This window comes from Aeromicrobium sp. (genome assembly GCF_036676885.1).
Taxonomy (GTDB): domain Bacteria; phylum Actinomycetota; class Actinomycetes; order Propionibacteriales; family Nocardioidaceae; genus Aeromicrobium.
This window is the reverse complement of sequence record NZ_JAKFCB010000131.1, coordinates 1-12,827: the sequence shown is the minus strand read 5'-3', so window position 1 is coordinate 12,827 and position 12,827 is coordinate 1. Positions and strand designations below refer to the sequence as shown.

The 12,827-nt window shown below is 69.4% G+C and carries 13 protein-coding genes and 1 pseudogene; 3 read left to right on the top strand and 11 right to left on the bottom strand.

Annotated features, from left to right (window positions below; genetic code table 11):
- From V6M46_RS06705 to V6M46_RS06685, 5 genes and pseudogenes are all read right to left on the bottom strand, one after another.
- A pseudogene (locus V6M46_RS06705) lies at positions 1–128 on the bottom strand (bL9 family ribosomal protein); the annotation flags it as partial.
- Between the two features lie 10 nt (positions 129–138).
- A complete protein-coding gene (gene rpsR, locus V6M46_RS06700) occupies positions 139–375 on the bottom strand; it encodes a 30S ribosomal protein S18 (RefSeq protein ID WP_332663096.1) in 237 nt (78 codons plus the stop codon).
- A gap of 32 nt (positions 376–407) precedes the next feature.
- A complete protein-coding gene (locus tag V6M46_RS06695) occupies positions 408–932 on the bottom strand; it encodes a single-stranded DNA-binding protein (RefSeq protein ID WP_332663093.1) in 525 nt (174 codons plus the stop codon).
- 109 nt (positions 933–1,041) lie between these two features.
- Positions 1,042–1,332 carry a 30S ribosomal protein S6 gene (gene rpsF / locus V6M46_RS06690; RefSeq protein ID WP_056215410.1) on the bottom strand — a complete coding sequence of 97 codons (291 nt, stop codon included), beginning with the start codon at positions 1,330–1,332 and terminating at the stop codon, positions 1,042–1,044.
- Between the two features lie 135 nt (positions 1,333–1,467).
- Positions 1,468–1,893, bottom strand: a complete 426-nt coding sequence (locus V6M46_RS06685) for a nuclear transport factor 2 family protein (protein WP_332663090.1) — start codon at positions 1,891–1,893, stop codon at positions 1,468–1,470.
- Positions 1,894–1,938: 45 nt separating this feature from the next.
- Between V6M46_RS06685 and V6M46_RS06680 the strand changes: the two genes are divergently transcribed.
- Positions 1,939–2,811 (top strand): TIGR03619 family F420-dependent LLM class oxidoreductase, encoded by an 873-nt coding sequence (locus tag V6M46_RS06680; RefSeq protein WP_332663087.1) that lies wholly within the window; start codon positions 1,939–1,941, stop codon positions 2,809–2,811.
- On the opposite strand, the gene V6M46_RS06675 is transcribed toward V6M46_RS06680, so the two are convergent.
- The 4 genes from V6M46_RS06675 to V6M46_RS06660 all read right to left on the bottom strand — a co-directional run bounded on the left by V6M46_RS06675 (position 2,808) and on the right by V6M46_RS06660 (position 8,328).
- Positions 2,808–3,818 (bottom strand): TIGR03617 family F420-dependent LLM class oxidoreductase, encoded by a 1,011-nt coding sequence (locus V6M46_RS06675; RefSeq protein WP_332663084.1) that lies wholly within the window; start codon positions 3,816–3,818, stop codon positions 2,808–2,810. The two genes, V6M46_RS06680 and V6M46_RS06675, sit on opposite strands and share 4 nt — an antisense overlap.
- A 59-nt stretch (positions 3,819–3,877) precedes the next feature.
- Positions 3,878–4,780, bottom strand: a complete 903-nt coding sequence (locus tag V6M46_RS06670) for a hypothetical protein (RefSeq protein WP_332663082.1) — start codon at positions 4,778–4,780, stop codon at positions 3,878–3,880.
- A gap of 234 nt (positions 4,781–5,014) precedes the next feature.
- On the bottom strand, positions 5,015–7,570 hold the full coding sequence (locus tag V6M46_RS06665) for an ABC transporter permease (protein ID WP_332663079.1): 2,556 nt from the start codon (positions 7,568–7,570) through the stop codon (positions 5,015–5,017).
- Positions 7,570–8,328, bottom strand: coding sequence for an ABC transporter ATP-binding protein (locus tag V6M46_RS06660; RefSeq protein ID WP_332663077.1), 759 nt, complete (start codon positions 8,326–8,328; stop codon positions 7,570–7,572). The genes V6M46_RS06665 and V6M46_RS06660 overlap by 1 nt, the downstream gene beginning before the upstream one ends.
- A 136-nt stretch (positions 8,329–8,464) precedes the next feature.
- Between V6M46_RS06660 and V6M46_RS06655 the strand changes: the two genes are divergently transcribed.
- Positions 8,465–9,016 carry an MOSC domain-containing protein gene (locus V6M46_RS06655; protein ID WP_332663074.1) on the top strand — a complete coding sequence of 184 codons (552 nt, stop codon included), beginning with the start codon at positions 8,465–8,467 and terminating at the stop codon, positions 9,014–9,016.
- Here V6M46_RS06655 and hrpB read toward each other — a convergent pair.
- The gene (gene hrpB / locus V6M46_RS06650; protein ID WP_332663072.1) at positions 8,994–11,495 is read right to left on the bottom strand and encodes an ATP-dependent helicase HrpB; all 2,502 of its coding nucleotides are present in this window, start codon (positions 11,493–11,495) and stop codon (positions 8,994–8,996) included. The two genes, V6M46_RS06655 and hrpB, sit on opposite strands and share 23 nt — an antisense overlap.
- A gap of 20 nt (positions 11,496–11,515) precedes the next feature.
- Positions 11,516–12,583, bottom strand: coding sequence for an aldo/keto reductase (locus V6M46_RS06645; RefSeq protein WP_332663069.1), 1,068 nt, complete (start codon positions 12,581–12,583; stop codon positions 11,516–11,518).
- A 54-nt stretch (positions 12,584–12,637) separates the two neighbouring features.
- Here V6M46_RS06645 and V6M46_RS06640 point away from each other — a divergent pair.
- Positions 12,638–12,827: NIPSNAP family protein (locus tag V6M46_RS06640; RefSeq protein WP_332663067.1), on the top strand; the 190-nt coding region annotated here is incomplete at its 3' end.

Below are 12,827 nucleotides of genomic sequence, written 5' to 3'. Positions count from 1 at the left end.
GCGCCCTTCGACCAACGGATGGCGAAGTTGCGCGGCAGCAGGAAGTTGCGGCCGTAACCGTCCTTGACCTCGACGATGTCGCCGGGGGCTCCGAGGTTGGTGACCTCGTGGGTGAGGATGAGCTTCATCAGAACCTCCTTAGCGGCTGGTCGAGGTGTAGGGCAGCAGTGCCATCTCGCGGGCGTTCTTGATGGCCTTGGCGATGAGACGCTGCTCCTGGACGGTGACACCCGTGACCCGGCGCGCGCGGATCTTGCCGCGGTCCGAGATGAACTTGCGCAGAAGCGCGGTGTCCTTGTAATCGATTTCGGTGACCTTGGCCGCGGTGAGCGGGTTGCTCTTCTTCTTCGGCTTCCGGACTACTGGCTTTGCCATGTTGCTCCTGAACTTGATGCTGACGTGTGTGTTTAGAAGGGGGGCTCGTCGGTCGTGCCGGCGTTGCCGCCCCAGGCGTCAGACCCACCCTGTGCCGCGGGCTGCGTGGACCACGGGTTGCTCTGCGCAGCCCCGCCGCCACCGGCGTTGCCGCCGCCACCCTGGCCGCCACCGAAGTCGCCGCCGCCGGAGCGGTTGGCCTTCGTGACCTTGGCCGTGGCGTAGCGCAGCGAGGGGCCGATCTCGTCGACGTTGATCTCGACGCTCGTGCCCTTCGATCCGTCCTGGCGCTCGAAGTTGCGGATGCGCAGGGCGCCCGTCACGATGACGCGCTGACCCTTCTGCAACGACTCCGCGACATTCTCGGCCAGCTGGCGCCATGCCGCGCAGCGGATGAACAGCGCGTCGCCGTCCTTCCACTCATTCGTCTGCCGGTCGAACGTACGAGGCGTCGACGCGACGGTGAAGTTGGCAACCGCGGCGCCCGAAGGAGTGAACTTGAGCTCCGGGTCGTCGGTGAGGTTGCCGATGACGGTGATGACGGTTTCGCCTGCCATGGCGCAGCCTTTCGGGTTTGGGGTGTCTGACTCCAGTGAACCGCAGTGGTGCGACACCTTGCGAGGTCGCGTGCGGCCCTTGTGGACATCTCTGTCCGTGGGGTCGGGACTACTTCACGTCGGGACGTGTGACCTTCGTACGCACAACGGACTCGTTGAGCGTGAGCTGGCGATCGAGCTCCTTGACCGTGGCCGGCTCCGCCTGGAGCTGGACGACGGCGTAGATGCCCTCGTTCTTCTTGTTGATCTCGTAAGCGAGGCGACGCTTGCCCCACACGTCGACGTTGTCGACGGAGCCGCCGTCCTGGCGTACGACATTGAGGTACGTGTCCAGGCTGGGGGCGACGGTACGTTCTTCGAGATCAGGATCGAGGATGATCATGACTTCATACGGGCGCAATGACATTCAGTCTCCTTCGGACTAAACGGCTACGGGGCCTCCGTAGCAGGAGTGGGCTGCCAACTGGCAACCGGTGAAGTCTACGGGACCGGCCGGAACGAACGCCAATCGTGCCGCGATGTCAGGGGTTGCCCCTCAGATGTTGCGCCGCCAGATGACCTGCTCGTGCAGCTTGCGGCTGCGCCAGCCGTCGGGCGTACGCGTCATGGTGTGGTGGTAGAGCCCGCCGATCTCCACGACCTTCTGGCCCCCGGCACCGTCGTCCATGAGCATCGGGTTGTGGAAGTACGCCGTCACGTCGGCCTCGTCCCCCCGGAGCTCGATCTCGACCTGCCCCAAGGTGTGCATCAGCTGGGAGAAGAACGCCGGCAGCACCTCGGCGAGCCAGGGCTTGACCTGTGGGTAGGCCTCCGCGATGCCGCCGGACTCCGTGTAGTCGATCCGGGCGTCCGGGGTGAAGACCGTGTCGAGCCTGTCCCACGCAAATGTGTCGATGGCCCGCGTGTAGCGGATGAGCACGTCGTTGATCTCGATCCGGTCGCTGATCTCCTGCAGGTCCATGCCAGCACTCTGGCAGAAAACTGGAACACGTTCTAGTCTGGGCGGATGCGCTTTACCTATGCCGAGGCCATGACCCAGGCGGCGTACTACGCCCCGCTGGCCCAGGCGGCCGAGTCCGCCGGCTACACCTCGATGACCGTCGCCGACTCGCTGATCTATCCCAAGGAATCGGACTCGAAGTATCCCTACACCGACACCGGCGACCGGGAGTTCCTCGACGGCAAGGAGTTCATCGAGGCCATGGTGCTCTGCGCCCACCTGTTCGCGGTCACCACGACCCTGCGCCTGACGCCGTTCGTCCTCAAGCTCCCCGTACGCCCACCGGTGCTGGTCGCGAAGCAGGCCTCGTCACTCGCGTTCCTGTCCGGCAACCGGCTCGGCCTCGGCGTCGGCATCTCGCCGTGGCCCGAGGACTTCGCCAACCTGCAGGTCGACTGGGCCCGCCGGGGCAAGCGGATGGACGAGTGCATGGACATCCTGCGCGGGCTGACGACCGGGGAGTTCTTCGGCTACGACGGCGAGTTCTACGAGATCGACGAGCTCAAGCTGTGCCCCGCACCGACCGAGAAGATCCCGCTGCTGGTGGGCGGCCACGTCGACAACGCGCTGCGGCGGGCCGTCCGCAAGGGCGACGGCTGGATGCACGCAGGCGGCGACGGTGAGGAGCTCGACCGACTGCTCGTACGGCTCGCCGAGATCCGTGCCGAGGAGGGCGACACCCGCGACGACTTCGAGGTCCACGTCATCTCGTACGACGCGTACGACCTCGACGGCATCAAGCGCCTCGAGGACAAGGGCGTCACGGACTGCATCGTCGGCTTCCGCATCCCGTACATCAAGGGCCCCGACACCGAGCCGCTCGAGACCAAGATCAAGCACCTCGAGCAGTACGCGGAGAACATCATCCACCAGCTCTAGTCAGCGCTGACCAGGTCGAGCGCGAGCAGGTTGTCGGCGTCATAGGGGATCGACGTGATGACTCGCTGGGCCGATCCGGCGAACCGGGACCGGAACTCGGCGCGCGCTGACGGCAGGTCGCCGACCACGGCGAAGGCCGCCAGCACCTCGTCGTCGACCAGGTCGCCGAGCTCGTCCCACCGGTTGCTCTTGGTCAGCGCGTGCGCCTCGGCGTGCAGATCGCCCCAGCCGTGGTGCTCGAGCACCGGCAGGTAGGCCGGGGTCGAGGCGTAGAAGCCGATCTGACGCCTGGTGCCGGCGATGGCTGCCGCCAGCCCTTCTTCGGTACGGCCGGTCGCGACCATGCACAGGACAGCCGTGGTGAACGGTTCGTCGGCATGCAGCCCGGCCGATCGGCCCGCGGCCACGGCCGGCACCACGACCTTGTCGAGATAGCTCCGGGACAGCAGCGGGTGACAGATCAGGCCGTCGGCGACCGCACCCGCCGCGGCCAGCATCCGCGGCCCGACTGCTGCCAACCAGATCGGCGGGGGTCCGCCGTCGATCGGCCCCGGGTTGAAGAGCGGCGGCATCAGGGTGTGCTCGTAGAAGTCGCCTCGGAAGTCGAGCTTCGAGCCGTTCTGCCAGCTGTCGAAGATCGCCCGCAGCGCCTCGACGTACTCAGACATCCGGGGCGCCGGGCTCGACCACGGCATCCCGAACCGGCGGGTGATGTGCGGCTTGATCTGGGTGCCGAGACCGAGCACGAGCCGGCCACCGCTGAGCCGGTGGACGTCCCAGGCCGAGTAGGCCGTCGACATCGGCGTCCGGGCGAACGCGATCGCCACCGAGCTGCCGAGCTGGATCCGGCTCGTCGCCACGCCGGCCAGGGCGAGGGCGATGTACGGATCGTGGGCGGCCTCGGCGACGAAGAGTCCGCCGACCCCGCGGGCTTCGGCCTCAGCGCCGACGGCGGCAATCTCGGCCGCGTCTCCGTGGAAGGCAATGTCGAGGATCGGGTCGGTCACGGGCCGAGCCTACGGCCAGCATTGACCGCGAATGGCGCAAAGATGACCAGTCTGCCCGACTAAAACGGGCGTGCTTGCGCCACTCGCTGGGTCTTGGATCGAGGAGGAGTCTGGCGATCGAACCGCTTGAGTCTGCGTTGGAGTCGGGCCCAACCAGCCTTGCTGACGGACGACCGGTCCAACTCGTACAGCCATCTCTTGAGTCGGCGAGTGTCGTGCGGCCAACCGAGCGCGTCCTCGGCATCCTCGATCACCATCGTTGGCGTCTTCACGATCTCGTCCGACGTGTATCCATAGCGCTCGTACGCCAATCGGGCCATACCCTTCTCGCGCCTCAGGTCCTTGCGATGCCGATCCATTTCACGGTGCGTGGACCCGTCGTACTCGGGGTAGCGGTTGGTTCCCACAATGTGGAGATCGGTTCGTGCCACGAAGTAGCCGGCACGGTTGAAGATCTCCACCTGCGACTCGACCGGGATCTCGGCAAGCTGGTGAGCCATCCGTAGCACCGTCTCCCACCACGACTCGCTGCGGCCATCGACATACGCGAGGGCATTGCGCAGCACTCTTGCACCGCGCCGTCCGGGCACGATCGAACCCAGAAGTCGTTCGATCGTCGTGTCGTGCGTATGCAGCGCGCCGTCGATCACGGCCACCAGGTCGATCAGTCCCAGGTCTTCCGCAAGCTCCGCAACCGTCCATTCGGGCGACGCGATCCGTATTGCGCCGACATCCTCGCGATGCCAGGAAGGAACGTCGCACCTCCGGACGTACACACCACGACGATCATGATGCGCAGCTTCCTTCGCAGTGCTGGCGATGATCGGCACTCTGGGCAAGACCGGCATTCGCCACCCTCTCAGCGCGGCAGATGTCAGGTGCGTGAAGACCGCATTCGCCGGCAAAGCCAACTGAATGGCCCCGCAGTTCGAGCTCAGATCATCCTGATCAGCTGAGCTCATCGCCACTCCGTGCGTCGGCGACACGTACGAAAGCGATCGAAGTTGCTTGGGTGTGGGCCCATCAGCGTCCTGGCCCGGTCGAAGGAAAGCGGTCATCCATCAAATCTCGGCTGCCCAGGACCCCGCCATCCATAGCCCGATTGACATGTGTGGACGACGATTCCATCCCCGCGAATGGCGCAAAACTGCCCGGTTGCCGTGGATGAACTGGGCACCTTTGCGCCACTCGCGGGGCTACTCCGTCGTGATGGCTCGCAGCACGTTGAGCTTGGCCGCGCGCCGGGCCGGCAGCACCGCGGCCAGGACCCCGACGAGACCGGCGATGACGACGAACACCACGAGCCGCAGCCACGGGATCGCCAGGTCCGTGATGCCCTGGTCGGCGACGGCCCTCTGCAGCACGATGCCGAACAGCAGACCGGCGACGATGCCCAGCAGCGCCCCGAGGACCGCGATCGCGATGGCCTCGAGCCGCACCATGCGGCGCAGCTGACCCCGACTCAGGCCGACGGCCCGCAGCAGCCCGACCTCGCGCGTACGCTCGATGACGCTCAGCGCGAGCGTGTTGACGATGCCGAGCACCGCGATGATGATCGCGAGGCCGAGCAGCGCATAGATCAGGTAGAGCAGCTGGTCGACCTGCGCGCGCTGCGCCTTGGAGAAGTCGTCCTGGTTCTGCACCGTGACGGTGGGGAACGCCTTGGTCGCGGCCTCGAGCCGTTTGCCGAGCGCGGCCTGGTCGACGCCGTCGTCGGCGTTGACCGCGATCGTGGAGTCGGCACGTTGCACCTGGCCCGCCGTGATCGTCGAGAACGGCGTGATCGCGTTGGCGACGACGTAGGTCGACTTGTAGATGCCGACGACCTTCAGCGGCACCTTGCCGGCGGCGAAGCCGAGCTGCACGGTGTCGCCGACCTTGACGCCCAGCGAGTCGGCCTTGTCCTCGTTGAACGCGATCTGGCCGTCCTGGAGCGCCGGCCCACCCTTGACGTAGTCGATGTCGAAGATCTCGCCCAGCGCCCTGGAGTCGCCGGCGGAGATGTTGGTCCGGTCGCCGTCGACCTTGACCGACGCGGACTGCGTCGGCGCCACGGTCCTGACTCCGTCGACCGCCTTGATGTCCTCGGCGATCTTCGGGGAGAACGGCTGGCCGATCGCGTTGGAGACGAGGTAGTCGCTCGTGAACTCCTTCTTGACCCCGACGTCGATCGACTTGTTGATCGACGCGCCCAGCACCGACATCGTCGTGACCAGGGCGAGGCCGATCATGAGCGCCGAGGCCGTTGCGGCCGTACGCCTGGGGTTGCGCAACGAGTTCTGCGTCGCCAGCTGGCCGACCGTGCCGAACAGCCGGCGGTAGGCGCCGCCCATCACGACCAGGACCGGGACCGCCAGCACCGGGCTCATCAGCGCGATCGCGATCAGGATCGCGAAGATGCCGGCGCCCACCTGGGATGCTCCGGACGAACCCTCGCCGATCAGCCCGGTCGTCAGGAGCGTGACACCCACGATCGCGAGGACGACGCCGACCACGAGGCGGCGCCGGATGGAGCCCTCCGGCAGGGCCACGTCGTCGCGCATCGCGGCAACCGGCGCGATCCGCGCGGCCCGGCGGGCCGGGAGGTAGGCCGCGAACATCGTGACGAGGACCCCCACGACGTACGAGATGACGGCGGTGCTGGCCTCGAAGACGAGCGGGCTGCCGGTCAGGTCGAGCCCGAAGTTGGCGAACAGCGCCCGGAGCGCGGCCGCGAGCCCGAAGCCGACGCCGAGTCCGAGGGTCGAGCCGATCAACCCGACCGTCGCGGCCTCGACCAGCACCGATCGGGTGACCTGAGGCCGCGAGGCGCCGAGGGCGCGCAGCAGGGCGAGCTCGCGGCTGCGCTGTGCGACGAGGATCGAGAAGGTGTTGATGATCAGGAACGTCCCGACGACGAGGGCGATCGCGGCGAAGATCAGCAGGAACGTGTTGAGGAAGCCGAGCGCCGTGTTGACGAGGCTCTTGAACTCGTCGGCGACCTTCTTGCCGGTGACCGCCTCGGCGTCCCCCGGCAGGAGCGGTTTGACGGCGTCGACGAGCTCCTGCTGGCTGACACCGCTCTCGCCGGTCAGGCCGATGGTGGTGTAGGCGTCCTTGCCATCGAGGAACAGGCGCTGCGCGGTAGGCGTGTCGAAGAAGACCAGGCTCGCACCGGCCAGCCCACCACCGGTGAACTCCGCGTAGCCGACCAGCGTGGCCTGGACCTGGGGCTGGGACCCCGCCGTGACCATGTGGACCGTGTCGCCGATGGCATAGCCGGCGGACTTGGCGGACTTCTCGTCGATCGCGACCTCGCCGCCACCGCGAGGCGCGCGGCCCTCGGCGATTCTCACCGACCGGTCGCCGTTGGCATTGGGCGCGTCGCTGAAGTTGAACGACAGCGTCGGTGCGCCGGTGCCGCCGAGCAGCTTGCCGTTCTTCTTGACGACGAACAGTCCCTGGCCGTCGACCGATCCATCGGCGCGGGCCACCCCCGGCGCGTCCGCGAGCGTCGGCACGAGCGATGCCGGGATGCTCCGGCTGTCGATGTTGATCGCGTCGTCGAAGCCGACCTCGTCCTGGCCGAGACCCGTCAGGCGTACGGTCGCGTCGCTGACCGAGCCGTTGACGATGTTGTCGAAGCTCTTGCCCATCGTGTCGGTGAAGATCAGCGATCCGGACAGGAAGGCGACGCCCAGCACGATCGCGAACGCGCTGAGCAGCAGCCGGAGCTTGCGCGCGAGGAGGTTGCGCAGCGTGACCCGCAGCATCAGGACTCCAGCACGCGGGTCTGCAGAGCCGTCATGTGCTCGAGCACCGACTCGGCCGTCGGCGACCGCGTCTCGTCGACGACCAGGCCATCGGCCAGGAAGATGACCCGGTCGGTGTAGGACGCCGCGATCGGGTCGTGGGTCACCATCACGATGGTCTGGCCGAACTCGCTCGCGCTCCGGCGCAGGAATCCCAGCACCTCGGCCCCCGACGTCGAGTCGAGGTTGCCGGTCGGCTCGTCGGCGAACACGATCGACGGGCGACTGACGAGCGCGCGAGCGCAGGCGACGCGCTGCTGCTGACCGCCCGACATCTCGTGCGGGCGGTGGCGCAGCCGGTCGCGGAGCCCGACGGTGTCGATCACCATGTCGTACCAAGCCGACTCGGGCTTCTGCCCGGCGATCGACAGCGGCAGGAGGATGTTCTCCTCGGCCGTCAGCGTCGGCACGAGGTTGTAGGCCTGGAACACGAAGCCGATCCGGTCGCGGCGGAGCTCGGTCAACGCCTTGTCCCTGAGGCTGGACAGCTCGACGTCGCCGACCTCCACGACCCCGCTCGTCGGGGTGTCGAGCGCGGCCATGCAGTGCATCAACGTCGACTTGCCGGAGCCGGACGGCCCCATCACGGCGGTGAACTCGCCGGCGTACATCTCGACGCTGACGCCGGCGAGCGCGCGGACCTCCGCGTCGTCCTTGCCGTAGACCTTGGTGAGGTCGGTCGTCCTGGCGGCGACCGTGCGGGGTGGTGCCTCGGTCATGCGATCTCCTGGTCGGTGGGGCCGTGCAGCGGCGGTGGGTCAAACCTATCGGCGAGAGCGGACCAGATCGGCGGGTGAGAGTCCTGACCCGGCATCCGTGGTGGGCTCATGGCCCGGTGCCAGTAACGTCGACGGCGTGGAGCTCGAGATCGTGTCGCTGCTGGTGTCGCGGGTGCGCCGCTATGACGGCCGGCCCGGCGACGGCCCGGAGCCGTACGACATCCGTGACGAGCTCGTCGACTCCGTACGAGTACGGGCGCACCAGGGGCTCGTCGGCGACCGCTACTTCGGCACCCGGTTCACGTACGCGGCGATGACGATGATCGCGGCGGAGAGCATCGAGCAGCTCGAGGGCGAGCTCGGCACGGGACCGTTCGATCCCGCCGTGGCCCGGCGCAACCTCGTGACTCGTGGGCTCGACGTCGACGCCCTGGCGCGTACGACGTTCACCCTCGACGCGGGCCACGGCCCGATCCGCTTCCGGTCGATGACGCCGGCGAACCCGTGTGCGTGGATGAACACGGTCTACGCGCCGGGTGCGCACCAGGCGCTGCGGGGACATGCGGGCATCCGGTGCGAGCCGCTCGACGACGGTCAGCTGTCGGTCGGCCCCGCGATGATCACGGACATCGCGCCGATCCCGCCCGACGAGCTGACCCGCCGCATCAAGTCCGCGCCGACGAGCTAGTCGGGTCCTCGGGCCAGGCGTGCTTGGGATAGCGACCGCGCAGCTCGGCCCGCACCTGGCGGTAGGGCCCGGCCCAGAACGACGCGAGGTCTGCGGTGACGGCAGCCGGCCGGCGGGCCGGGGTCAGCAGGTGCAGCAACAGCGGGACCCGGCTGTCGGCAATCCGTGGCGTCACGGTCCAGCCGAACGCGTCCTGGAGGCGCAGCGCCAGGACGGGCTGCTCGGTACCCGTCGCGCCGTAGTCGACGCGCACCGACCCGCCGGTCGGCACGGCCACCCGTTCGGGGGCCAGCTCGTCGAGGCGCCCCGCGGCCGGCCACGGCAGCAGCCGGCGCAACGCCCCGAGGACGTCGAGACGAGCCAGGTCCCGGCTGCTGCGCACCCGGGCGAGGTCGGGGCCGATCCACACATCGATGCCGGCCAGAAGGGCGTCGTCGCCGACGTCGGGCCACGGATCACCGAGGGCGTGGTGGAGGAACGCCATCCGACGACGCAGCGCGACGGCCGCCTCACTCCACGGCAGCAGGGCCAGACCGTCCCGCGACAGACCTTGAGCCACCGCGGCGGCGACCGCCTCCGGCGCCGGGTCCGACAGCGGCACCGCGGACAGCTCGATGGCCCCGAGCCGGGTCACCCGCCGGGCGACAATGCGGCCGGCCGTCCAGGTGACCTCGTCGGCCTCGTGCCACGAGCTGGACGCCGCATCGAGGGCGATGTCCTCGTCGACGGGCGCGGCCGAGCGGATCGTGGCGTCACGCGCGCCGGGTCGCCGTTCCGCGTCGGCGATCGCGATCCACGGCAGCCCGCCGAGGGCCGGGTCTGCGGCGCGGAAGGACGCGCCGGTGCCCGAGACCATCAGGTAGGAGCCCCCGCCCGGCCGGCGGCGCGCGATACGTCCGGGATGCGCCAGCGCCACGACCGCGCCCACCGCGAGGTCGTCGGTCAGCCCCGTGCGGGGTGGCCGGACCGGCACCAGCGACTCCAGCCGGTCCACCGTGGTCGACCACGACCGGGCGGCCGGTCCGCCCCGCCGCATCGCCCGCAGCGCGGCGACCAGGTCGCCACCGGGTGCGCGTACGTCCTCGGCGAGCAGGGCGATCACCTCCGCCGCGCGACGAGCGCCCACCGCCTCCGCCCCGTCGAGCAGGGCTCGGGCCAGCCGGGGGTCGGCCGGGACCCGCGTCATCGCGCGGCCGCGATTGGTGATCGCGCCCGTCTCGTCGATCGCGCCGAGCTGGACCAAGGTGTGCCGGGCCGTCTCCGCGGCGGCCGGCGGCGGCCGGTCGAGCAGTGCCAGGCCCCCACCGTCGACGTCACCCCAGGCGGCGAGCTCGAGGCAGAATCCGGTCAGGTCGGCGACCGCGACCTCCGGCACTGGATGAGGGGCCAGGTGCCCATGGTCCGCGCGGGACCAGCACCGGTGCACCGCGCCGGCCGCCTCGCGCCCGGCGCGCCCGGCCCGTTGCTCGGCCGCCGAACGGCTGACCCGCACCGTCACCAGGGCCGGCAGGCCGCGCGCCTGGTCGGTGCGCGGCTCGCGGGACAGCCCGGCGTCAACCACGACGCGTACGCCCGGCACGGTCAGCGACGACTCGGCCACCGCGGTCGACACCACGACGCGTCGCCGCCGCCCGTGCGCCAGGGCGAGGTCCTGCTCCCGGGCGGCGAGCCGGCCGTGGAGCGGCAGCACGTCGACGTCGGCGAGACCCGACAGCCGACGCATGACCCCGTCCACCTCGGCCACGCCCGGCACGAATACCAGGACGTCGCCGGCGTCGACCGACAGCGCGTGACGGACCGTGGCCGCGACGTGGTCGAGGAAGCGGGGCGGCACCCCACGCTCGTCGGTCGGCAGCACGCCGGGCGGCGGCGGCGTCCAGTGCTCGACGACGGGGTGCAGCGCGCCGGGCACGTCAATGACCGGCACCGGCCCCTCGGCGATCGTCGCGGCGGTGCGCTCGGCCTCGACCGTGGCCGACATCGCGACCAGCAACAGATCGTCGCGCACCGTGGCACGGACGTCCACCAGGAAGGCGAGGGCGAGGTCCGCGTCGAGCTGGCGCTCGTGCACCTCGTCGAGGACGACCGCCGCGACGCCCGGCAGCTCCGGATCGCGCTGCAGCCGCCGCAGCAGCACGCCGGTCGTCACGAACTCGATCCGGGTGCCGGGCCCGACGGCCCGGTCGCCGCGGACCGTGTGGCCGACCGTCTCGCCGACCCGCTCGCCAAGCAGGCCCGCGAGCCGCCTGGCCGCCGCTCGTGCGGCGATGCGACGCGGCTGCGTCACGACGACCATCCCGTCCGCAGGCAGCATCGCGGCCACCGCCGGCGGCACCAGCGTCGTCTTGCCAGTGCCCGGAGGTGCCTGCACGACCGCGACTCCGTGGTCGCGAAGCGCCGCGGTCAGTGCCGGCAGCCCGCCCAGGACCGGCAGGTCGGGCGGGCTGGCCAGCAGTCGCTGGACCGGATCGGGGTGCACGCTCCCAGTGTCGCGGCCCCTCACACGTCGGACGAAGCTGCCCAGATGTTGATGCCGGCCTCGACGGCGTACGAGTCGATCTCGGCGAGCTCGTCGTCGGTGAAGTCGAGCCGCTCGGCAGCCTTGAGGTTCTCGTCGAGCTGCTCGACCGACGAGACGCCGATCAGCGCCGAGGTCACGCCGCCGGGGCGGAGCGTCCACGAGATCGCCATCTGCGCGAGGGTCTGGCCACGCCTCTTCGCGATCGCGGCGAGCCCCTTGAGGCGCTTGCGGTTGTCCTCGTTGGCCATCGACTGGTTGAACGAGCCGCGCTTCTGCGAGCGCTCGGGGTCGGCACTCTCGACGTACCGGTCGGACAGCAGGCCCTGGGCGAGCGAGCCGAAGCCGATCGAGCCGACGCCGTGCTCGTCGAGCACCGTCGTCAGGCCGTCCTCGATCCAGCGGTTGATCATCGAGTACGACGGCTGGTGGATCACGATCGGCGTGCCGAGGCTGTTGGCGATCGCCACCGCCTCGGAGGTGCGCTCCGGCGAGTACGACGAGATGCCCGCGTAGCGCGCCTTGCCCTGGCGGACGGCGGTGTCGAGCGCGCCGATCGTCTCCTCGAGCGGAGTGCCGGGATCGGCGCGGTGGGAGTAGAAGATGTCGACGTGGTCGACCGACATCCGGCCGAGCGACTCCTCGAGGCTCGCGAGCAGGTACTTGCGCGAGCCGAGGTTGCCGTAGGGCCCGGGCCACATGTCGTAGCCGGCCTTGGTCGAGAGGATCAGCTCATCGCGGTACGGCTTGAAGTCCGTGCGCATCATGCGTCCGAAGTTCTCCTCCGCGGATCCATAGGGCGGCCCGTAGTTGTTGGCGAGGTCGAAGTGCGTGATGCCGTTGTCGAACGCGTGACGCAGCACGGCGCGCTGGTTGTCGAACGGGAAGTTGTCGCCGAAGTTCCACCACAACCCCAGCGACAGCGGCGGCAGGAGCAGGCCCGAGCGGCCGACCCTGCGGTAGTCCCAGTGCGTGTAGCGATCCTCGGCGGCGACGTAGGGTCGGTGGATCTCGGGAACGGGGTCGGCGAACGAGGCGCTGTCGGTCATGGCTCCACGCTAGTCGGCGGTGAAATGTCGGCACCACGTCGTACGTTCGTGCGCATGGACATCGAGATCCTCGAGCTCCGCCAGTACACCCTCAAGCCCGGCACCCGCGACGGCTTCATCGAGCGCTTCGAGCGGGAGTTCCAGGACACCCAGGAGGCTGTCGGCATCAGGGTGATCGGCACATTCGTCGACCTCGACGATCCCGACAGGTTCGTGTGGTTCCGCGGCTTCCCGTCGCTCGACC

Coding starts and splice junctions, on each gene's coding strand:
- V6M46_RS06680 (WP_332663087.1), top strand. CDS start 1,939: ATGCGCTTTACCTATGCCGAGGCCATGACCCAGGCGGCGTACTACGCC.
- V6M46_RS06670 (WP_332663082.1), bottom strand. CDS start 4,780: ATGAGCTCAGCTGATCAGGATGATCTGAGCTCGAACTGCGGGGCCATT.
- V6M46_RS06695 (WP_332663093.1), bottom strand. CDS start 932: ATGGCAGGCGAAACCGTCATCACCGTCATCGGCAACCTCACCGACGAC.
- V6M46_RS06645 (WP_332663069.1), bottom strand. CDS start 12,583: ATGACCGACAGCGCCTCGTTCGCCGACCCCGTTCCCGAGATCCACCGA.
- V6M46_RS06665 (WP_332663079.1), bottom strand. CDS start 7,570: ATGCTGCGGGTCACGCTGCGCAACCTCCTCGCGCGCAAGCTCCGGCTG.
- rpsR (WP_332663096.1), bottom strand. CDS start 375: ATGGCAAAGCCAGTAGTCCGGAAGCCGAAGAAGAAGAGCAACCCGCTC.
- V6M46_RS06660 (WP_332663077.1), bottom strand. CDS start 8,328: ATGACCGAGGCACCACCCCGCACGGTCGCCGCCAGGACGACCGACCTC.
- V6M46_RS06685 (WP_332663090.1), bottom strand. CDS start 1,893: ATGGACCTGCAGGAGATCAGCGACCGGATCGAGATCAACGACGTGCTC.